Annotated in this window: 17 protein-coding genes; 7 read left to right on the top strand and 10 right to left on the bottom strand. The window is 48.6% G+C overall.

Features of this window, described 5'->3' with window-relative positions:
* Positions 1-74: 74 nt before the first annotated feature.
* Both LZD49_RS00175 and LZD49_RS00170 read right to left on the bottom strand, forming a co-directional pair.
* Positions 75-485: a hypothetical protein gene (locus LZD49_RS00175; protein WP_234665283.1), complete on the bottom strand. Its 411-nt coding sequence runs from the start codon at positions 483-485 to the stop codon at positions 75-77.
* A 359-nt stretch (positions 486-844) separates the two neighbouring features.
* Positions 845-1,036 carry a hypothetical protein gene (locus LZD49_RS00170; RefSeq protein ID WP_234665282.1) on the bottom strand — a complete coding sequence of 64 codons (192 nt, stop codon included), beginning with the start codon at positions 1,034-1,036 and terminating at the stop codon, positions 845-847.
* Positions 1,037-1,176: 140 nt separating this feature from the next.
* Here LZD49_RS00170 and LZD49_RS00165 point away from each other — a divergent pair, with 140 nt between their 5' ends.
* A complete protein-coding gene (locus tag LZD49_RS00165; RefSeq protein ID WP_234665281.1) occupies positions 1,177-2,808 on the top strand; it encodes an alpha-amylase family glycosyl hydrolase in 1,632 nt (543 codons plus the stop codon).
* A 12-nt stretch (positions 2,809-2,820) separates the two neighbouring features.
* On the opposite strand, the gene LZD49_RS00160 is transcribed toward LZD49_RS00165, so the two are convergent.
* The 6 genes from LZD49_RS00160 to LZD49_RS00135 all read right to left on the bottom strand — a co-directional run bounded on the left by LZD49_RS00160 (position 2,821) and on the right by LZD49_RS00135 (position 11,365).
* Entirely contained in the window at positions 2,821-3,168 is a 348-nt protein-coding gene (locus tag LZD49_RS00160) for a DUF488 domain-containing protein (protein WP_234665280.1), read from the bottom strand.
* Between the two features lie 19 nt (positions 3,169-3,187).
* Entirely contained in the window at positions 3,188-4,594 is a 1,407-nt protein-coding gene (locus LZD49_RS00155) for a hypothetical protein (RefSeq protein ID WP_234665279.1), read from the bottom strand.
* 154 nt (positions 4,595-4,748) lie between these two features.
* Positions 4,749-5,654 (bottom strand): AraC family transcriptional regulator, encoded by a 906-nt coding sequence (locus LZD49_RS00150; protein ID WP_234665278.1) that lies wholly within the window; start codon positions 5,652-5,654, stop codon positions 4,749-4,751.
* 27 nt (positions 5,655-5,681) lie between these two features.
* Positions 5,682-6,491 carry an SDR family oxidoreductase gene (locus LZD49_RS00145; protein WP_234665277.1) on the bottom strand — a complete coding sequence of 270 codons (810 nt, stop codon included), beginning with the start codon at positions 6,489-6,491 and terminating at the stop codon, positions 5,682-5,684.
* A gap of 255 nt (positions 6,492-6,746) precedes the next feature.
* On the bottom strand, positions 6,747-8,375 hold the full coding sequence (locus tag LZD49_RS00140; protein ID WP_234665276.1) for a RagB/SusD family nutrient uptake outer membrane protein: 1,629 nt from the start codon (positions 8,373-8,375) through the stop codon (positions 6,747-6,749).
* 20 nt (positions 8,376-8,395) lie between these two features.
* On the bottom strand, positions 8,396-11,365 hold the full coding sequence (locus LZD49_RS00135; RefSeq protein ID WP_234665275.1) for a TonB-dependent receptor: 2,970 nt from the start codon (positions 11,363-11,365) through the stop codon (positions 8,396-8,398).
* Positions 11,366-11,985: 620 nt separating this feature from the next.
* Between LZD49_RS00135 and LZD49_RS00130 the strand changes: the two genes are divergently transcribed.
* The 3 genes from LZD49_RS00130 (at position 11,986) to LZD49_RS00120 (ending at position 14,566) form a co-directional block, all read left to right on the top strand.
* Entirely contained in the window at positions 11,986-12,657 is a 672-nt protein-coding gene (locus LZD49_RS00130; protein ID WP_234665274.1) for a hypothetical protein, read from the top strand.
* 85 nt (positions 12,658-12,742) lie between these two features.
* The gene (locus tag LZD49_RS00125; RefSeq protein WP_234665273.1) at positions 12,743-13,831 is read left to right on the top strand and encodes a sensor histidine kinase; all 1,089 of its coding nucleotides are present in this window, start codon (positions 12,743-12,745) and stop codon (positions 13,829-13,831) included.
* Positions 13,832-13,837: 6 nt separating this feature from the next.
* A complete protein-coding gene (locus LZD49_RS00120) occupies positions 13,838-14,566 on the top strand; it encodes a LytTR family DNA-binding domain-containing protein (protein ID WP_234665272.1) in 729 nt (242 codons plus the stop codon).
* A 47-nt stretch (positions 14,567-14,613) separates the two neighbouring features.
* Here the strand turns inward: LZD49_RS00120 and LZD49_RS35955 are convergent, their stop codons facing one another.
* Both LZD49_RS35955 and mnmE read right to left on the bottom strand, forming a co-directional pair.
* Complete coding sequence (locus LZD49_RS35955; RefSeq protein WP_409021288.1) at positions 14,614-14,934, bottom strand: sce7725 family protein; 321 nt, start codon at positions 14,932-14,934, stop codon at positions 14,614-14,616.
* Between the two features lie 436 nt (positions 14,935-15,370).
* Entirely contained in the window at positions 15,371-16,738 is a 1,368-nt protein-coding gene (gene mnmE / locus LZD49_RS00115; protein WP_234665271.1) for a tRNA uridine-5-carboxymethylaminomethyl(34) synthesis GTPase MnmE, read from the bottom strand.
* Between the two features lie 174 nt (positions 16,739-16,912).
* Here mnmE and LZD49_RS00110 point away from each other — a divergent pair, with 174 nt between their 5' ends.
* From LZD49_RS00110 to trxB, 3 genes are all read left to right on the top strand, one after another.
* On the top strand, positions 16,913-17,494 hold the full coding sequence (locus LZD49_RS00110) for a 7-carboxy-7-deazaguanine synthase QueE (protein WP_234666660.1): 582 nt from the start codon (positions 16,913-16,915) through the stop codon (positions 17,492-17,494).
* Complete coding sequence (locus LZD49_RS00105; protein WP_234665270.1) at positions 17,494-19,410, top strand: OmpA family protein; 1,917 nt, start codon at positions 17,494-17,496, stop codon at positions 19,408-19,410. The genes LZD49_RS00110 and LZD49_RS00105 overlap by 1 nt, the downstream gene beginning before the upstream one ends.
* Positions 19,411-19,584: 174 nt before the next feature.
* The gene (gene trxB, locus LZD49_RS00100; RefSeq protein ID WP_234665269.1) at positions 19,585-20,547 is read left to right on the top strand and encodes a thioredoxin-disulfide reductase; all 963 of its coding nucleotides are present in this window, start codon (positions 19,585-19,587) and stop codon (positions 20,545-20,547) included.
* Positions 20,548-20,556: the final 9 nt, after the last annotated feature.

Genomic DNA, 20,556 nt, shown 5'->3' with positions numbered 1-20,556 from the left:
TTTCCTGAAAGTTAACTGAAACTGCGGATGCCGCAAATCGGAAACTAGCTTTACCGGACGAAGCCGGTCATCCCTTATGCGAAAAGGCCGGGGCGTTGCAGGTATTCGGGATGCCAGCTCGCATCCCTGCGGCGCAATGCACGAGCAATGGTCAGGATCGTTTCCTGGCGGCTGAGCTGATGATCGTCCGCGCCTTTTCCAGCCAGGTATTCACCTACAATTTCCCATTCGAACGAATCGGTTTTTGAATCATAAATACCCACCGGAACGCGATTTTCGTCTGTCAGCATTAAACCTTGAACCAATTGTGCTTCTTCCTGCGTAGGGCAGCCAACGTGCTGATACTGATCGTTGAGCATATATAAAACCGAATACCGGTTTTCTGAATATTTTTCTACTTGGGCATTGTCAGTAAAAAACTGACTTAGGAATGTCCGGAAACCTGCCGGCGCAAACTTGTTTTTACTTTTCTGTACTTGTTTCATAGTGTTGAATTTTAATTTGTGCCGCTGTGGCAAATATTTAAGGAGGTTTCTGCTCATTGAATTTCTAATGTTAAGAAATGGTAAAATACTAAATCATTCTTACCCTTGCTCACGTAAAACAGCTGTTACCACACCACCTTAATACTAAAACTACTATTGTCTATCAATAGTTTACAAAAAAGAAGTTTCGTTCTTTATCCGGGTAAAATTCTTTTATAGCCCTTTTATTTTATTAGAATAATACCATTAACCGAAAGAACACCGAGTGCTGGTGTACAAAAAAATCGCTGACCGGCGCCCATGGCCTGTCAGCGATTCCTGAAATGAGGTTTTAGTTGCAGTATCGGCGAACTGCCGGTTCAGGCCGTCTGCATATATGCTTCTTCAATCAGTCGTTTGAGATCCTCTTCACACTCTTTCACCCGCAGGGAAACGCTCGTGGCAAGCCATATCGTACAGCCTTGACTGTACCCCATGTAATACAGAATCTTCTCCACACTTACAATCAGACTTTCGTCGAATTCGCCGGTAAGCTTTATGAATGGCATCATGATCTGAGAATTTTTGATTTACTGAAATATAGTAAATACACTTTGATTATCTATGTTTTTTATCAAATAATTCCTATAAAATTTTCAATAGATTGTGGTGTGATTTTTGAGGGCGGTCGGCAATAGCAATCTGTAAAAGCATGGAAGCACTTACGGGCACCAATCCGACAAACAAAGACCATCTTTGGTGGCAAACCGGCATTATCTATCAGATTTATCCCCGCTCATTTCAGGACGCAAGCGGCGATGGCGTCGGCGACCTGAAAGGCATCATCCAACGGCTCGATTACCTGCAATGGCTCGGCGTGGACTGCATTTGGCTGTCGCCTATTTACCCGTCGCCCATGGCCGATTTCGGCTACGACATTTCCGATTACCAGGGTGTTCACCCGCTTTTTGGAACAATGGAGGACTTCGACGAGCTGCTCGATCACGTGCACGGCCGGGGTATGAAACTGATCCTCGACCTGGTCCCTAACCATACTTCCGACCAGCATCCGTGGTTTCTCGAATCGCGTTCGTCGCGTGACAATCCGAAACGTGACTGGTACATCTGGCACGACGGCGGCGAGAATGGCGCACTGCCTAACAACTGGCTGAGTGTTTTCGGCGGCCATGCCTGGGAATGGGACGAAACGACGCAGCAATACTATTACCATGCGTTCCTGAAACAGCAGCCCGACCTCAACTGGCGCAACCCGGAGGTGCAGCAGGCGATGATGGATGTGATGCATTTCTGGCTTCGGAAGGGCGTGGATGGCTTCCGGGTGGATGTAATGTGGCATATGGTGAAGGATGCGCAACTCCGCAACAATCCCGTCGCACCCAATTCCGCATTCGACGAAAATGACCTGATTTACGAATACCACGATCCGGTGTACTCTACCGACCAGCCCGAAGTGCACGAAATCGTGCGCATGATGCGGAAAGTGACCAACGAATATGAAGGCCGTGTGCTGATCGGCGAAATTTATTTACCCATTCAAAAACTCGTAACCTATTATGGTTTAAATCAATCGGGCGCACATTTGCCATTCAATTTTAAGTTGCTCTCATTACCATGGGATTCGAAGCAAATCGCCGGGGCGATCGACGAATATGAAGGCGCATTACCAGCGGATGGCTGGCCCAACTGGGTGCTCGGCAACCACGACCAGCCCCGCATTGCCAGCCGGGTCGGCCGCTCGCAGGCGCGGGTGGCCGCGATGTTGCTCCTGACGCTCCGGGGAACGCCTACCATCTACTACGGAGATGAAATTTGCATGCGCGACGTGCCGATCCCGCCGGATGAAATCGTAGATCCACAGGGATTAAATATGCCCGACCGCAACATAAGCCGCGATCCCGGACGGACGCCTATGCAATGGAATGCCGGCGAGAATGCCGGTTTCTCCGATGCCAAGCCCTGGCTGCGATTACCGGATAGTTTCCGCCGCGTGAATGTGGATCTGCAAAAAGAAGATCCGGAGTCCATGCTGTCCTTATACCGGAGCCTGATCACATTGCGGAAGAGACAGCCTGCATTTCAAACCGGCCAATACACGCCTGTCTATTCCGACAAGCAGCTGATCGCTTACATCCGCGAGAATGACCTCGACCGCTTTTTGGTGGTACTTAACCTCAGCCACAGGCCGGCATATCTAAGGCCAAAGAATGAGCATTTCGAGGGGGAGATCATCGTCAGCACCGAGGCCGAACGCATTGGGTTACGCGTCGACAACAATCTATTACTAAGCGGTGATGAGGGGTTAATTGTAAGATTGGAACGTTGAGGTCAATTCTGATCAGGCTCTTTCAAGCAATTGTTTTAAGACGAGCGCCTGGTTACGGTCTTCGGTTTTGGCTGAAAACAGCAAAGTAACGACTTCGTAATCCGTGGCCAGCTCTCGCAGCTCCTCCAATGCGTCCGAGCCTTTCAGTTCCGCTGAATAACGCGAAATGAATTCATCCCATTGCTCCATATGGGCGTGGAACCAGGTGCGCAGCGCATTGGACGGGGCCACTTCTTTCATCCAGCGGTCGATGTTGGCCGCTTCCTTGGTGAGCCCGCGCGGCCACAGGCGATCTACCAGTATCCGGTAGCCGTCGGCGGCCGCGGCGGGTTCATAAATCCGCTTTGTTTTGATATTCATAGGCTGGTCATTAAAGGTGTTACTTACCTTTAAAGTTAGCCAGGGAAGCCGGTTTACGGCCACTGCTGAATGTATTTTTTATTCTGAATTCGCCCTCAATCGGGAAATAGCGTAAGGCAGTGGGGCAAGTTCCGGGGAGATTGTAAAACGTGCCGCTCAGACGCCCCTGAATGTACTCGACCCCATTCACGATGCTGATTTGCGTGATGGTGACGCCCCCGGGTGAAACGCGCACGGCCTTTTTCGCGCAATCGAAATTGGCTGAGATCCACCCGCCATGCTCGTCGGTGTAGTTACTCGCAAATTCCGCCCAGGCACCTTTGTCGGCCCTGTCCTGATACGCATAGGTCCGGTTTGGGGCAGTGAGGTCTATGCTATTAAGCAGAATATTCAGAGACTGCGAAGGGTTATCGTTGTACCCACCCACGTGTACATCGTTCCCATTGCGCATGAAATGGAGGTTTTGCCAATCGAACGGTGTGTCGGCGAATGTTCCCCGGAAATAATCCTTTCCTACTAATATCTGTTTTACAACCTGAATTTTGGCTTTTTTCCCTTTGAGCGTCACATCTGCCACAACCGTTACCGGGTTACTTGGCGGATTTTTGGAAGGCGCGGAGTAGCGGGCAGGAAACACACCGCGCTCATTTTGCGCGGGATTTTCTGCCGCCTTGACACTCCCGTTTGCCGAGCCGCCGGCCACCCTGAACTCAACCTTTTCGATTGTAATATTCTTCCCTTCGGAAGGAATGTCGATCGGCTCGACCAAGTCAAAGAATAGCATTTCGAGATCTACTGAGCCGCCCAGTTCGACATAGTTGGCACCTGCCAGGGAGATACTTTCAATCTTGAACAGTTCATAGGCCGTCCAATCGCTGAAATGCGGCATTGGGGTTGTGATGGTATGCGTCATGGTGTCCACAGTCACCTCCGGGGTGCGGTACCAAACCCGATCGGTGCCTTGGGTGGCAACGCCAAATGCGTCGGGGCTGTTCGCGGAAACGCTTCGTGGGTCATAACGGAACATCAGCAATGCAGGCTTGGCAAAGGTGGTGCCATCCGGTGAAAAACGGTATGCCTGGGCGAGGCCGTTCATCGCTTCGTTAGTGATCGGTTGGATGCTGATTTCCATATCCTTCGACAATGCACCTGCCGGAATGGTAAGCGTCACCTGGTTATCCGCCGAAACAAGCGTTCCACCCGCCGCACCAATCGTTTTGCTCGCAGCGGCTCCATCCGGCACCCCGACCTCAGTGGCGCCCCCACCGTCGCCTTTCCCCGGACTTACGTCCTCAGCGCTCTCCTTACATCCGGTTATTATTCCAAACAATAAACACCCTGTAAGCAACGCCTGGACAAAGCGCCTTTTGGCAACACTGTCTGGATTGGTCATCATGTGTGATTGGATTCCTTTTCTGATTTTCATGGCTAATTTTTGATTAATTTGATCGGGTACAAAGGAAACCGGTCAGTATCGCTCAAAAACTGATATTTCACGCCAAGAATATAGCATTTCCCGCCAACCGCTACCGTTCAGAAGGTCGATTAGGCAGAACTCAGATTAGCACCAAACACTACCGTCAGTTCAAGTGCCGGAATGCGCTTGGGGATTTGCCGGTTTTGGTTTTGAAGATTTTGGTAAAATGCGATGGATGCTCGAAACCCAGCTCGTAGGCGATCTCGCTGATAGAATGCTCCGTTCCCCAGAGCAGCGACTTGGCTTTATCGATCATTCGCAAATGAATGTGCTCCTGGGTGGTTTTGCCGGTAAAGCGATTTAGCAGATCGGACAGATAATTGGGCGAGAGGTTCAGCTCCGAAGCGAAGTATCTGACATTGGGCAAACCCTTGTCAATGAGCGTATCTTCGGCAAAATAGGTATTCAATAACCGCTCGAAATGCTGCACCATATCGTTGCTGACTTTCGCGCGGGTATAGAATTGACGGTCGTAAAACCGGTCGCAGTAATTGAGCAGCAGCTCGATATTTCCGGTAATGAGGCGGAGCGTGTGCTTGTCGATATTTTGAGAATATTCCCTTTCGATCTTCGCCACACAATCGCGGATCACCTGTTTTTCGTCTTCCGAAATGTGCAGTGCCTCATTTACGTCATAGTTAAAGAATGAATACTGGTGCATTTTCGTGCCGAGTTCGGTGGCATTGAGCAGATCGGGATGGATAAACAGCGCCCATCCCTCCTCCACCCCGCCCTCATCTATGCTTCCGGTTATGACCTGCCCGGGTGCCGTGAACATGAGCGACCCTTCGCTGAAATCGTAATGGCCCTTGCCGTATTTGAGCACTCCGTGGATGCGTTTGCAGGAAATGGTGTAAAAGCCAAACCGGAACGCCGTCAGTTCGCGCGGACATTGGGCATAGAAGCCCGTATTGTCGATCAGGCTAATGAGTGGGTGCCTTGGGCTCGGCGCGCCTACATATTGGTGGAGGTCGGCGATGGACTCGATGTCGCGGAACTGGCTGGCCATAACTTCGGTGACGAGGGTTAATTAATCTTATAAGAAACTGGAAATCATGTTTTTGACTGCCAGATCGTCCATTTGCTTACTAGCCTCGAGGAGCTGCACGGCATCGGCACCTACCGGGTAACGCAGCTGCTGCGAACCATCGCTGGCTGCTTCAAATATGGCCTCGGCTACCTCCCACACCCGCTCCGACATTGGCCAGGTGTCCACCTTACCGGCAAAGTCGTTGTAGGCAGGCTGGTAATCCAACAGATCACCCGCCCCAAAAGTTGCGAGCGAACGCCCTGCAAAATCCGTTTTATACCCCCCAGGTTCGACGAGTTTCACCCGGATACCGAGCGGTCCCAGCTCAAATTGCAGCGATTCGGACAGTCCCTCCACGGCATATTTGGTGGCATGATATAACGTAGAAAACGGAAAAGCAACACGCCCGCCCATTGACGACACATTGACAATGACCCCGCTCCTGTTCTTGCGCATATGCGGCAAAACCGCCTTCGTCACCTCGATGAGCCCAAACACATTAACATCAAACTGCTGGCGCACCACCTCCGCCGGGGCCGCCTCCAAAACCCCCAGCGAACCATGGCCCGCATTATTCACCAATGCATCGATGCGTCCGAAACGCGCAATGCCCTCTTCCACTGCTTGTTGAATGCTGCCGCTATCGGTCACGTCCAAACGCACAAGCAACACATTATCCAGTACCCCTAGCTCAGCCTCCCTTTCCGGCGACCGCATTGAAGCAACCACATTCCATCCATTTTTCTGAAATAACCGCACAGCATCCTTCCCAAATCCCGAAGAAGCCCCTGTAATCAATACCGTCTTTGTCATCATTTTGTTTGTTTGATTGAATGATACAAAGGTGGGAAGCGCCCGGTCGGCGGGCTTATATATATCTATGGAAGGCTTATACTTTTCAACTTTGGGGCCAGGGCATAAGCAGGGACGATGAAATCGCAACAACCAAATGAGAAATCATCGACATCTAATACCGGATTAAAGCTGACACTCACACATAAACGGCATTACTAGTTAAGATTTGTCATTTATGTGTGAGTATATCACCGTTGCAAATTTCAGCAAAATAGATCAGTACCCATTGTTTTGGGTCAGATTTGCATTTTTGTTTAACTCCGGCCTGGGGATCGGGAGCAGGCTACGGTAGGCCCCATTGGGCACGTGCGACAGCCACGACTTGGTTGTAAACACACCAAACCGGATCAGGTCCTGCCTGCGTCGGCCTTCCTGTGCAAATTCCCAGCCCAACTCATCCAAAAAACGACCAAACTTGATGTCCGCTCCGCCCTCGTTCGTGGTTGTCGTATGGTTTTTTAATCCGTAAGCATAACTGCTTCCTTTCTGAAGGTCGGCACCAGTAACAACAGCTTTTGCTGGGTTGTTCTTAAAGTTACGTTCTCTCACATTAGTAACGATGACCGCAGCCTCCGCGGCCTTTCCACTGCGTAAAAGTGATTCTGCCTTCATCAGTAACACATCTGCATAACGAAGCAGTGGCCAGTCGTTACTCAGGTTCACGGTGGTACCTTTTTCGATTTCAAATTTTCCAAGTCTGAACCCATGGACTTCTTCTGACTGGTCCACACCGGGCAGCTGGTTGATGTAGCTCAATGGTTTTCCTGCAAATGCACCCAGTGTACTTTTCAGGGGAGTGCCGCCCGCCGAATACTGCGGGCCCTGGATCCAGTTGCTTACCAGACGTTCATCGTCTTTATCAAAAGAATCGATAAACTGAGGGATAGCGCATATGCCGCCCCAGGGGGTGTTTAACAGATTATAAGTAGCCTGATTGGCAGGTTGCAGCGTTTCCATGTGGATCGAAAACCCGTTCCAGTCGGTCACATATTTGATATCAAAAGGTATTGCAAAAATGATCTCTTTGGAAGACTCATTATTTGTCTTAAACACCTCTTTTTGATTCGCTTCCAGCGCATATCCAGCGCCGGAGTTGATCACCAGGTTGCATTGTTCAATGCACTTTTCCCAGGCGGGCGTTCCGGTGTAAACTTCTGCATTGAGGTACATTTTGGCAAGCAAAGTATGGGCGCCCCATTTGTTAAAGCGGCCGTATGTAGTCGGGTCATTTTTGTCCGATAACAGCGGTGCATTGTCAAGGATATCCTTTACTATAAAATCAAAAACTTCTTTCCGCGTGCTTTGCTCCGGGATAAAGCCAGCCGGAACATCAAACTGCGTGATAATCGGGACATTTCCGAAAAGATCGCAAAGCACATAATAATAGGATGCGCGCAGTACTTTCAGTTCGGCTATCACCGCTTCTTTTCCATCTGTAAATGGAATACTCCCCGATTCAATCTGGTATATCAGCCTGTTACAGTTGGCGATTCCTGCATAAGATCTGTTCCAGTTATTGATCGCAATTTCGTCATCGGCCGTCCATTTGTGGTCGTGGATTCTGCGGTAAACGCCACCGTCGACCCAGCCATTGGGACGCGACGGGATCACCAGCTGGTCACCGGAAATTTCCTGCGTGCGGAAAAGCCCGTTCCATTGCTGCATCACGTCACGCCAGTTGGTGTAGGCGGCCCCCACCAATGAGGCCACATCACCTGACGAAGGTGTGAACTGATTGGCAATAATGCGGTCAAAACTTTCATCTTTCAGATCGGTACATGAGGTGCCCAGCAGCAACGCTACAACCGCGATTTTACCTTTTAATCCAAAGTGTATATTTTTCATAATCAATATTTTAAAAGTTTTTACAGTGACAGGTTCAGTCCAAGTGTGAAGGTCCGTGTCATCGGATATTTGTCCCGGCTGTCATTCCCGGGAGATAGGCCCAGCCTGTCCACTTCCGGATCTACCCCTTTGTATTTGGTAAAAGTGAATGTATTCAGTGTAGAGCCGTAAATGCGGATGGATTTGATGTATTTTGTTTTGAGCTTCCTGATATCATAACCCAGCGTAATGTTGTCGATTTTCCAGAAATCACCATTTTCAATGTAGTAACTATTGAACTCCTGCGGCATGGTCGGACTCAGGACTGCTTTTCCAAAAACCTTATCATAAGACGATTTTAGGTTGTTGTACTGCTGAAGGCCGGTGCTTTCAAAAAACATCCGCTGGTAGTTCAGGATCTGATATCCGAATGCCCCACGCATGGTTACGCCCAGGTCGAAGTTTTTGTATCGCAGGTTGTTATTGAAGTTGAGGTAGAATTTGGGCAGACCGTTACCCAGCACCCGCTTGTCCTCAAATGCATGCTGAAACTGGTCATACGGCTGAGGCTGGCCATCGCGTCCTTCGTAAATCCACTTCCCGTCATCGGATATATCCACCACTTTGAAACCGTAGAAATCACCCACCTGATCGCCGATCCGCACAATGTGCGTAAAGGTCTGGACCGGGTCGCCGGTTGCACCCGTGGTAAAATAGTTGTTGGTCGCTTTGTAAATGTCGTTTGAAAGACTCACCAGCTTGTTGGTATTAGTCGAATAGTTGACGCTCGAATTCCAGGTAAAATTCTTGGTTTGCACCGGCACAAAGTTCACGAGAACTTCCAGTCCCCTGTTTTCCATCACCCCCACATTGGCCCGTGTCGACGTGTACAAGTTCGGCGGACTTGGCACCTGGAAATCGTACAAAAGTCCTTTGATCTTCCTGTTATAAAAATCGATGCTCCCGTTAACCCTGTTTTTAAGAATGGCGAAATCAAGTCCGATATTGGATTCATGTTTCTCTTCCCATCTCAGGTCCGGGTTTGGGTTTTGTGCCGGTACAAGTGTTTGCACCCACTTTCCATTGCTGTAAAAAAACTTCTGATAGTTCAAGATCGCTACGCCCAGGAACAGGTTATTGGGCTGCGTTCCTGTAACGCCGTACCCTGCCCTCAGTTTCAGGTCGTCAAAAATCGTCTGCCCTTTCATGAAAGCTTCATTGCTGATGCGCCAGCCCAGCGAAACCGCCGGGAACGTTCCCCAAGGATTTTTGGTGCCGTAAAGCTGGCTTGCACCTTCGTGCCTGATACTTGCCAACAACAAATAGCGGTCATCGAAGTTGTAGGTAGCTCTTGCAAAAAAACCGATCAGGTTGGTCTCTCTTTTGGAGCTTCCGATCGGGGCAAGTCCCGTCTTCAGTGCGTCCCCGATCCCGATATTGTTATAGGAAAACTTGTCGGTCGGAAAATCCCAGTTCTGCATAAAAGAATCTGAGAATGAGTTATCCTGGTAGCTATAACCGCCGAGTAAAGACATTTTGTGACGGTTCAGATTCTTAGAATACTGCGCAGTAAGCTCCATCAGCTTATCCACCGATCGCACCGAACCAATGGACGCGTACCCGTTTCGCCCGTCCCGCAATGCAGATATGTGACTTTTAGTCTCTGAGTAGCCCCGATTTTGATTATATTGATTATAAGAGAACAGGGCGGATAGTTTCAGGTCTTCAATGGGATTATAGCTCAGATTGGTCGTAACCCGGGTATTCTGCGAATTGTTCTTACCGTCACTTTCCCGCAAGCGTGCCACCGGATTATCATAATTGAAGATCCCAGTTTGCTGGAACCAGGTTCCATCCTCATTCTGCAATGGTGCTGTCGGATTTTGAATGATCGCCTGGCGGTAAGTATAACCATTGAAACTCACCCCGTCGCCGGTGGTCGGATAGCTGTTGTAAGAGTTGATAAAACCAAGGTTGATGTTCAATTTGTCGTTAAACATGGTATGGTTTACATCTGCGCGGCCATTGAAGGTCTTGTTTTCTGATTTAATAAAAATGCCATCCAGATAGCGGTAGTTAAGGTTTACCAGATAATTGGTCCGGTGACTACCGCCTCTAAAAGTCAGGTTATGGACCTGGCTCAATGCTTTTTTAGAGATTTCTTTCATCCAGTCCGTATCCGATCCCAGGTCCCACGACGGTTCCCGGATACCCTGTTTAATATGCTCGCGGTAATCTGCGGCTGTGAGCAGGTCCAGCTTGCGAGCGACCATCTGCGTGCTAAACGAAGTATTGTATTCTACTGCGCTGTTATAATTGCCGCTGGCGCGTTTTGTGGTCACAATAATCACCCCATTCGTACCTCGTGTTCCATAAATCGCAGCCGCAGAACCGTCTTTCAAAACGTCCATGGACTCAATGTCTTCTGGCGCTACGGTTTTGAGGTCGCCTGGCACACCGTCAATCAATACCAATGGATTGGAGTTGGCACCCAGCAGCGTTGTATTTCCCCGAAGCAGGATCTGGGAACCTTGGGTAGGGTCACCGCTTGGCGCTGAAATGGTAAGACCGGCCACTTTTCCCTGCAACAACTGACCCGCATCCAGCGCCGGTGTTTTTACAAAATTCTCCTGCGAAACGCGCACGACCGAGCTGGTAATGTCTCCCTTACGCTGGCTTCCATAACCCACCACCACCACTTCTGTGAGTTCCTTGCTATCCGTGGCCAGTGTGACATTGAAGCTGGACTGATTTCCGATGGCAACCTCCTTAGTAACGTAACCGATAAAAGAAAAAACAAGCGTGACAGCCTGGTCTTCCACTTTCAATTCAAAATTACCGTCAGGATCAGTAATAGTCCCGGTTGAAGTACCCTTCACCACAACACTCACTCCCGGCAACGTCGCGTTTTTATCATCGAGCACTTTGCCTTTGAGTACTTTTTCCGCAGTCGCTTCCACTTTATAGGAAAAAGGCGAGGATATAGCAGCTTTCACCTGGTACGAAAGCATGGATCCCGCGATTAGCATGGCACAAAGAGGCCTGCCAAACCCCGGTAGGGGATTTAGTCGATTTGTAATCATAGTAGGCAACTGTTTTAGTTAACTGTTAATATCTCAGGCACTTTATAGTTATTTTATTTACACATTTCATCAGACCTGGCCCGGCATATAACGGTCCTATCACACTTTTTCATGGCGATGCTCCCATCGGTTGTTTCCGGAAACAATCAAGAGCTAACCAAGAAAAATGACTGTAACGATGGTATATATACGAACGCGTCCTAGATAATGTGTTTAATTTAGGAAAACATTAACAGTACAATTTTAAGTACAAATAATACCAAACCTTTTGCAATATTTGACGACCAGTGACTGTATTTTGATATCATTTAAATAGAAGCGTCGAAAAGGTGTAAATATCAGCACTATTGTAAAATTTGGCGTTTAGAATGCTTGTCGGAATGTGACGTCTCAGAAAATTTGAGTTTGCCGGTTTCTTCCTGCGATCTTAACGGCCTATGTGCGGCTAAACAGTAGGCCCACGTTTGTCGACGAAAGCCGCGGTTTGTCGCCGGTAGGAATAGAATTTCAGTGAACGTTTTCAACTTTGGCGAAAGTTTAAAAACGCCATGAGAAAATTAAATCTGCTATTAATGGGGCTCGTGATCATATCAGCGTGCAGTAAAAAGGGAAAAGATCAGGACCCGGGTTTCCAGTCAGTAAAAGGTTTCGGGGCCTCAACTGACCGTCCGGAAGGTGTACCTTTTGTGTGGCCAAAGGGGATCAGGCTTTTAGAAAAACCGGGCGAATACGAGGAGTGCTTTGACGCCATTCACAAACAGAACAGAAACTACGGACACGGCGGGGAGGTGCAGCTCTGTCTTAATTTTTACAATGAAACCGACGAATCCATCAAATTGACGCTGCCGCCAGGGCTGATGTTTATCAGCAAAAGCCTGGAAGCGCAAAATGGGATTTTAGTTACCGCAGTGACGATCGAGGTGCCCGCCGGGCAATACGTCGTCAATTTGATGTTGTCCTGTGTAAACGGGTCGCGAAGCTCGTCAACAGGTTATGAGTACGAAGAACAGCCTATTGTCACAGACCACCCGGCCCTCAGAGACCTGGTGAAGATGCTCAAAAACAAAAAGTGTAACTACGAAGACTATGGCGGCGTGGCTTTGCAGCCGCGGGCGATGGAAATCAGTGCATTCATCGACGTTGCCATCAAAGACCTTATCAAGGGGAAGCCCATTCATCAACAAGAAATGAAAGGATTGCTTGCAATTCCGGACAGGTAAAATTAAAACGAAATTTTCGTCGCCGAAAATCGCTTTCTGTCGACGTTTTTCTTCTTAAACTAACTGCAAAAGGTATTTTTGCAGAATGAGAAGTCTGCCCCTTTTGTTAGTAAAGCCCGTCTTCAGACAAACCCTGTTTTGGCTGTGTGCGGTCTTGCTGCTGACTTTCATATACGGCACGGCTTACCAGAGCTACTGGCTGGGAATCAGTACAGTACATATGCTGCTACCTGTACACATTTGCTATTACTACGTACTGTCAGGGCCGGTATTTGCCCACCTCTTCCTGCCCGGAAAATATGTGCAAACCTTGGTAGCGATCGGTATTTGTTTGCTGCTGGCGGCGCTGTTGTACAGGCTGGCAGAGATCTTCGTTTCGGACCCTTTCGTATTCCGGTACTATGCGCAAAAAGATCCGCATTTCACCTGGGCAAAGCTGGACGGCACCTGGCACAGCCAATTGTTCAGTCCTATCGATTTTGTGAATGCGGTTGAAAGGAGTAATGTGATCGTCTGGATTGGTATTGCGCTCAAATTTGTACTGCTCTGGTTTGAGCGCAGGGAAGCTGCATTTGAGGCGGAGCTTAACTTTTTAAAAGGGCAATTACATCCGCACTTTCTTTTCAATTCGCTCAATAACCTGTATGCATTCGCGCTGGCCGGCTCTTCCAGGACGCCCGAGATTATCCTGAAGATATCGAATGTGCTTCGTTATATGCTTTATGAATGTTCTTCTGATCAAGTGCTGCTCAAAAGGGACATTGAGATTCTCAAAGATTACATTGTATTGGAGCAAATGCGCTACGAAAGTCGGCTCGACCTGAATCTGGATATTTCCGGTAACATCCGCTCACAACAAGTCGCACCATTGCTGATGTTTCCCCTGGTTGAAAATTCTTTCAAACACGGAGCGAGCGAGACGGTCGGTATGCCCTGGATCAATATTGAGATCAATGTGGATAAGCAGCGCCTTAGCTTCAAGATCAGTAATAGCAAATCAGATGTTCCACAACCCGGAAAAAATGACGGCAGCCCACAGGCAATTGGTTTGAAAAATATCCGTATGCGGCTCGAATTGCTTTATCCGGGCAGGCACCATTTTGAATGGATTGACGAACAGGACGTGTTTTTAGCTGAGCTGGAACTTTCACTATCGCCTGCACTAACCAGGTAACAAATAATGAGAATCCACACCCTTATCGTCGACGACGAACCGCATGCCATTGAAATCATGGAACGGCTGGCTGCACATGTGCCGGAAATCGAGATCATAGCAACTTGTTCAAATGCGATCAAAGCATATCAGCTCCTGCAGACCACGCAGGTAGACCTGATCTTTCTGGACATCAAAATGCCAGGCCTTTCGGGCACAGACTTGGTCCGCAGCTTAAACGCACCACCTATGGTCGTGCTTACAACGGCATATCCGGAGCACGCGATGGAGGGGTTCGAGCTGAATGTAGTTGACTATTTGCTAAAGCCCATTTCCTTGTCCCGATTCCTTCGGGCGGCTGACAAAATACTTTTTACATTTAAAGGTATCAAGCCAATCATGCAAGACCAGCCGGAGGCCGAGCCTCCAAAGGAACACTACTTGTACCTTCGGGTGGACCGGCGTTACGTGAAGGTGAATACCAATGACATCCATTGGATTGAAAGCGTGAAAGACTACCTGAAAGTGGTCACTGGCAATGAAGTTTTTATTTCGAAACAAAAAATAAGCCTGGCTGAGAAGCTGCTGCCTACTGGTAAGTTCATGCGCATTCATCGTTCATTTATTGTTCCATTGGACAAAGTCGAGCGCCTTCATCCCAATCATGTCATTATTGATGGACACCGACTCCCTGTCGGCCGCAACTACAAAGAAATTTGCATAAGGCGATTCCTTCCGGAGGAGACAGATTATTGACACTTCCAATTATTCACAAAAACCACTTTCATGATTTCGTAAAAGTGCTAATCTCGGAATTGTTCTGATGCAAGAGTGTGAATGTCTTGCTCGTTTATGAACTCAACTAACTTCGCGAGCGCTTCACCAAACTTTCCCGCCGTATCGCTTGTATCAAGATTGTTATCGGACAAAAAGTGTCTGATCCTCACATTCTCGCTCTCCTTATCTTTGTAGGTAAGATGAATTACAACTGCATATGGCAACATCCCTCCCTCAATGTACTCGGTTCCAATTGTAAGGTAGTCCGGGAAAGCAGAAAACCCTTCATTTCGATAGTAAAAGTAGTCACTGGAAAAAATTTCGTCCTCAGACTCTTCATAGTCCACATTCCGCTAACAGCATCCGCTTTGGACTGCGCCACACGGAATTCATTAAGTAGTATTGAGTTTGCGAGTGAATGATTCTTTAAAATGTAGCTATTCCGTAAGGCAGCTTTATAAAGGTATTCATGACGATAATTGTTCAGCAAATGTGAGTGAGCATATTCAATCATTCCCCCAAGTGTACATTTGTGATCCAACGAAGCACCACTATTTTAAGTAAGCTCTTTATCTGATCACCACTTGATCGGAAATCTTGATCGAGCATTATACGCTGAATGCCTGCATTGGACACGATTTTTGAAAGAGCGTGTAGGCTTGCTGCGGATATGGCTAAGTTTGATGTCATGCTGTAAATTATAAAAATGGCGAAATAAAAAAACAGATCGCGAAAATATATAACACATGGATTAACAATCAGTTATCAACACCCTTCTTTGATTTATTTGCCAATGCAAAAGCGGGAAAAGATATTATCCAGCAAATCATCCGTCACAATGGTTCCCGTAATTTCTCCCAAATGATGCAGCGCCAGCCTTATATCCTGCGCCAGAAAGTCGCCAGTGACGCCCAGCGCCAGCCCGTTCAAAACTTCCGTTAAAGAATCCGAAGTTTTTACCAAATGCTCGTAATGCCGCAAATTAGTTACAACCGTATCGCCAGCGGCTTGCCCGTGAACTAATGAAACAAGCTTCCGGGTTAGCGCAGGTAAATTTTGCTGCGTATGGGCAGAAATAGGAATAATGCTTACATCGGCAGAAGATAGCATGTCGGCCAAAGCAGGATTAATATCCGTTTTATTCAAAACAAAAAGGACTTCCTTCCCGGCTGGCAGCAATGCGGCCAAGGCACGGTTCTCCGCGAGCGTTTCAACACTGTCAAAAAGGAAAATCACAATATCCGCCTTGTCCATCGCCGATTTGGAACGCTCGATGCCGATCGATTCCACCAAATCCGTAGTCTCCCGAATACCCGCCGTGTCGATGAAGCGGAATTTCAGGCCGTCCAGCACCATCGTGTCTTCAATCACATCCCGCGTCGTGCCTGCAATAGCCGTGACGATGGCTTTCTCTTCATTTAATAATGCATTCAACAATGTCGATTTTCCGACATTCGGAGAGCCGATGATGGCAACGGGCACGCCTTCCTTAATGGCATTGCCAAAATCGAAAGAGCTGATGAGGGGGTTAATGGCGTCAAGTAAAGCGATGATGAGCCTGCGCAAATCGTCGCGCTGGGCGAATTCTACGTCTTCTTCCCCGAAATCCAGTTCGAGCTCGATCATGGAGGCGAAATGGATGAGCTCTGAGCGAAGGGAGGCGAGTTTTTTGGAAAAACCGCCACGCAGTTGGTTCAACGCGGTTTTGTGGCTGGCTTGCGAGTCGGCAGCGATGAGGTCGGCGACGGCTTCGGCTTGCACCAGATCGAATTGGCCGTTCAGGAATGCACGCTGGGTGAACTCGCCCGGTTTAGCAATGCGGGCGCCTTTCGTGATGAGTACCTTTAATATCTGTCGGATAATGTAGTCGGAGCCGTGGCAGGAAATTTCGACGGAATCTTCTTTGGTAAATGAACGCGGCGTTTTGAAAACCGAAACGAGTACTTCGTCGATGATCTCGTCGCCGGCGTTGATGGTACCGAAATGCACGGTGTGGGTTTCGACGTTTTCGAGGTTTTTACCTTTGAAAACGCTGTTCACCATGGCGATAGCGCCCAGGCCCGATACACGTATAACGCCGATCGCGCCTACACCCGAGGGCGTCGCCAGCGCACAAATTACTTCTTGCTGATGGATGGGTACTATATTCATAACTGCAAATATGCTACTATTTGAGAAAACCCATATCGAAGGCAGGAAGTTTGAATTTTGTACCTTTACGGGATTTTTCCGCCGACCCGGCGTGTTACCTATTTTTACAACATTAAGAATTTCAAGATTTTGCTTACCGAAACTTTGCCTATCGTTACATCCGAACTACCGGTGATGGAAGCCTTTTACACCTTGCAGGGTGAGGGTCAGCACAGCGGTCGTGCCGCCTATTTCATCCGCCTCGGCGGCTGCGATGTGGGCTGCCACTGGTGCGACGTGAAGGAATCCTGGGACGCGAGCCTGCATCCCAAATTCAATATAAACAATATTGTATCAGGTGCTTTGCAATATCCCGGTCGCCTGGCGGTCGTTACCGGTGGCGAGCCGCTGATGTATAATCTCGACGAACTCACCGGCGCGTTGCAGGCCGCGGGCTTCAAAACCAATATCGAAACCTCGGGCGTCTATCCGTTTACCGGACACTGGGATTGGGTTTGTTTTTCTCCTAAAAAATTTAAAACCCCGCACCCGGACATTTACACCAATGCCGATGAGCTGAAAACGATCATTTATAACAAAAGTGATTTCGACTTTGCGGAAGAGCACGCAGCCAAGGTTTCGCCCGACTGCACACTGCTCATGCAGCCCGAATGGAGTAAGCAGGAGGTCATGTTGCCTTTGATAATCGACTATATCAAAGACAATCCCAAATGGAAAATGTCGTTACAAACTCACAAATTTATGAACATTCCATAATGCATCGAATAATTCTTTTTTGTCTCGCACTAGGCATTTTTACTCTTCAACCCGTTTTATCCCAAGACGTTACATTATCCAGAACAGCCCGGCAAGTATACGACAAGGCACAAAAAGCATGGCAGGAAAGAAAGCTTCCGGAAGCGATCGAATTGTTCGAGAAAGTGCTGGAAATCGAGCCGAATAGCTACGACACACATTTACGGCTCGCGCAGATCTATGAGCTCCAAAGAAACACCGATCTCACGCGCAAGCATTACTATAAGGCCATCCGGCTCAAACCGGACGCGCCGCAATCTGGTCCTGCATTGCAATGGACTGGCCGAGATCATTTCAATGCACAACGTTACGATTCAGCCCAGTTTTATTTCGAAAAGGCCTTGGCGCTCTTTCCCGTAAAATCGAGCTTGGGACGGTTAGCCGAAAAATCGTTGGCGTCGGCAAAGTTTGCGCAGCAGGCTGCTAAGAATCCGCTGCCTATTGATAAAAGATCCATGGGCGACACGGTCAATTTCCTCGGAACACAGTATTTCCCGGTAATGACGGCCGATGACGAGACATTGATTTTCACTGGATTAACGGAGAACCGAGACGAAAACATCTATTTTACACAACGGATAAAAGACGGCCGCGCGGCGGACCGCTGGGATGTGCCCGAGGAGATTTCCAAAACCATCAATACCACTAACAACGAAGGGACTTGCACAGTTTCCGCTGATGGGCGCACGCTCGTGTTCACGGCCTGCAACCGGCCCGACGGCTTAGGTAGCTGCGATTTGTATCTTTCCCATAAAGAAGGCAAAGATTGGAGTCAGCCCGTAAACCTTGGCCAGGAAGTTAATTCCCGCGAATGGGAGTCACAGCCTTCCTTGTCTGCCGACGGCCACACGCTCTATTTCGCCTCCGACCGAAAAGGAGGCGTGGGTAAGCGGGATATCTGGGTGAGTTATCTGAATGACAAAAAACAGTGGACTGCGCCGCGAAACCTGGGCCCGGCCATTAACACCAGCGACGAGGAGAACGCCCCATTCATTCATGCCAACGGCCGCACATTATTCTATTCTTCCAATGGCCTGCCGGGCATGGGTGGTTTCGATATATTTGTTACTCAAAAAATAGACACGACCTGGGCGCCCGCCACCAACATCGGCTACCCCATCAACACTGCTTCCGACCAGGTGGGCCTTTTCATTGCTTCCAATGGAAAGAATGCCTATTATACCGATGACAATTCCGATAAAGGCAATGGCCGCTCGTTGCTATACACCTTCCAGGTACCCGAATCCCTCCAAAAGATCATCACGCCGACGCGCTATGCAAAGGGTAAAGTTTTTGACAAAAAAACGGGCACTGTGCTGGCCTCCGACATCGACCTTTTCGATCTGAAAACGCAGACCAAAGTCGGCTCATTCACTTCCGATAGCCAAAATGGCTCGTTTCTGGCCGTGCTTAATAGCGGCGGGGAATATGCATTTTATGTTTCAAGACAGGGCTATCTTTTTAAAAGCCTGTCTTTTTCTGTCAATGACGATCATTCGGTGGTCGATCTCGATATTCCGCTCGAAGCGATAGAAAAAGACCGCGCTGAGATTTTGAACAACATATTTTTCAAAACAGGTGAATACATTCTGGACGATAAGTCGAAAGTAGAGCTGGACAAGCTGGGCGATTTTTTGAATAAAAACAAAACCATAAAGATCGAAATTTCCGGCCACACCGACGATGTGGGCTCGGATACCGAGAATATGGCACTGTCCCAACGCCGGGCGCAGTCGGTCCAATATTATCTACAACAGTCCGGAATTGCGGCCGACCGGATTTTGGCCAAAGGTTATGGTGAAACCAAGCCGATGACGCCCAATGATTCGGATGAAGACCGCCAGAAAAACCGAAGAATCGAATGGCGTATACTCTAACTGCATTTGCATAACGGGCTGAAATTTTGCACTTTTGTCAGTCCAACAATGTTGTACCGATAGGTACACAAAGGTAAAATCCACGTTCACACACGAAGATCCGCCTTTCATGGTACCTCTGGTTTTCCAGTTAAATAGAGAACATTCGTCATTAACAGTAGTTTTTATAATATCATGTCATCCGAGAAAGTTTCCTGCTTAATTATCGGCTCCGGCCCTGCCGGTTATACTGCCGCCATATATGCATCACGTGCGGGATTGAATCCTGTACTTTACCAAGGTGCCCAGCCGGGTGGCCAATTGACCATCACGACAGAAGTTGACAATTACCCTGGTTATCCCGACGGTATTACCGGCCCGGAAATGATGATCAATTTTGAAAAACAAGCGAAGCGCTTTGGTACGGACGTTCGCTACGGCCTGGCAACTTCGGTTGATTTTACGGGTTACCCGCATAAAGTGATCATCGACAACAAGCACGAAATCACCGCCGACGCAGTCATTATCTCTACCGGCGCTTCTGCCAAATGGCTTGGCCTTGAAGGAGAGGAACGCTTGAACGGACGCGGCGTATCTGCCTGTGCCGTTTGCGACGGTTTCTTCTTCCGCGGACAGGATGTGGTGGTTGTAGGTGCCGGCGATACGGCGGCCGAGGAAGCCAGCTATCTGGCCAAACTTTGCCGGAAAGTGTATCTGCTCGTCCGCCGCGACGAAATGCGCGCGTCGAAGATCATGCAGAAACGTCTCGAAACGTTGCCTAACATTGAGATCCTCTGGAATACTGACACCGTGAAGCTGAACGGCGAAGACGGACTTGAATCGGTTTTAGTGAAAAATAATAAAACCGGCGAGGAGCAACTTTTAGAAGCAACCGGTTTCTTTGTTGCGATTGGCCACAAACCTAATACGGATATTTTCAAAGGTTACGTCAACATGGACGAAACCGGATATATCCAGACGATTAAAGGAAGCTCCTGCACCAACATCAAAGGCGTATTTGCCTGTGGTGACGCCCAGGACAATGTTTACCGTCAGGCGATCACCGCCGCGGGAACAGGCTGTATGGCGGCTTTGGATGCGGAAAGATTTCTGGTGGAACGGGAAGTGGACGTTATAATCGAAGAAGAAGCAGCTTAAATCAATTGC

This window comes from Dyadobacter sp. CY261 (genome assembly GCF_021440085.1).
Classification (GTDB): domain Bacteria; phylum Bacteroidota; class Bacteroidia; order Cytophagales; family Spirosomataceae; genus Dyadobacter.
The sequence above is the reverse complement of the archived record's forward strand: the minus strand, read 5'-3'. Positions and strand labels throughout refer to the sequence as shown.

What these genes read in the sequence shown, in the direction of transcription:
- LZD49_RS00175 (WP_234665283.1), bottom strand. Translation starts at nt 485, where the DNA reads ATGAAACAAGTACAGAAAAGTAAAAACAAGTTTGCGCCGGCAGGTTTC.
- LZD49_RS00170 (WP_234665282.1), bottom strand. Translation starts at nt 1,036, where the DNA reads ATGATGCCATTCATAAAGCTTACCGGCGAATTCGACGAAAGTCTGATT.
- LZD49_RS00165 (WP_234665281.1), top strand. Translation starts at nt 1,177, where the DNA reads ATGGAAGCACTTACGGGCACCAATCCGACAAACAAAGACCATCTTTGG.
- LZD49_RS00160 (WP_234665280.1), bottom strand. Translation starts at nt 3,168, where the DNA reads ATGAATATCAAAACAAAGCGGATTTATGAACCCGCCGCGGCCGCCGAC.
- LZD49_RS00155 (WP_234665279.1), bottom strand. Translation starts at nt 4,594, where the DNA reads ATGAAAATCAGAAAAGGAATCCAATCACACATGATGACCAATCCAGAC.
- LZD49_RS00150 (WP_234665278.1), bottom strand. Translation starts at nt 5,654, where the DNA reads ATGGCCAGCCAGTTCCGCGACATCGAGTCCATCGCCGACCTCCACCAA.
- LZD49_RS00145 (WP_234665277.1), bottom strand. Translation starts at nt 6,491, where the DNA reads ATGATGACAAAGACGGTATTGATTACAGGGGCTTCTTCGGGATTTGGG.
- LZD49_RS00140 (WP_234665276.1), bottom strand. Translation starts at nt 8,375, where the DNA reads ATGAAAAATATACACTTTGGATTAAAAGGTAAAATCGCGGTTGTAGCG.
- LZD49_RS00135 (WP_234665275.1), bottom strand. Translation starts at nt 11,365, where the DNA reads ATGCTTTCGTACCAGGTGAAAGCTGCTATATCCTCGCCTTTTTCCTAT.
- LZD49_RS00130 (WP_234665274.1), top strand. Translation starts at nt 11,986, where the DNA reads ATGAGAAAATTAAATCTGCTATTAATGGGGCTCGTGATCATATCAGCG.
- LZD49_RS00125 (WP_234665273.1), top strand. Translation starts at nt 12,743, where the DNA reads ATGAGAAGTCTGCCCCTTTTGTTAGTAAAGCCCGTCTTCAGACAAACC.
- LZD49_RS00120 (WP_234665272.1), top strand. Translation starts at nt 13,838, where the DNA reads ATGAGAATCCACACCCTTATCGTCGACGACGAACCGCATGCCATTGAA.
- mnmE (WP_234665271.1), bottom strand. Translation starts at nt 16,738, where the DNA reads ATGAATATAGTACCCATCCATCAGCAAGAAGTAATTTGTGCGCTGGCG.
- LZD49_RS00110 (WP_234666660.1), top strand. Translation starts at nt 16,913, where the DNA reads ATGGAAGCCTTTTACACCTTGCAGGGTGAGGGTCAGCACAGCGGTCGT.
- LZD49_RS00105 (WP_234665270.1), top strand. Translation starts at nt 17,494, where the DNA reads ATGCATCGAATAATTCTTTTTTGTCTCGCACTAGGCATTTTTACTCTT.
- trxB (WP_234665269.1), top strand. Translation starts at nt 19,585, where the DNA reads ATGTCATCCGAGAAAGTTTCCTGCTTAATTATCGGCTCCGGCCCTGCC.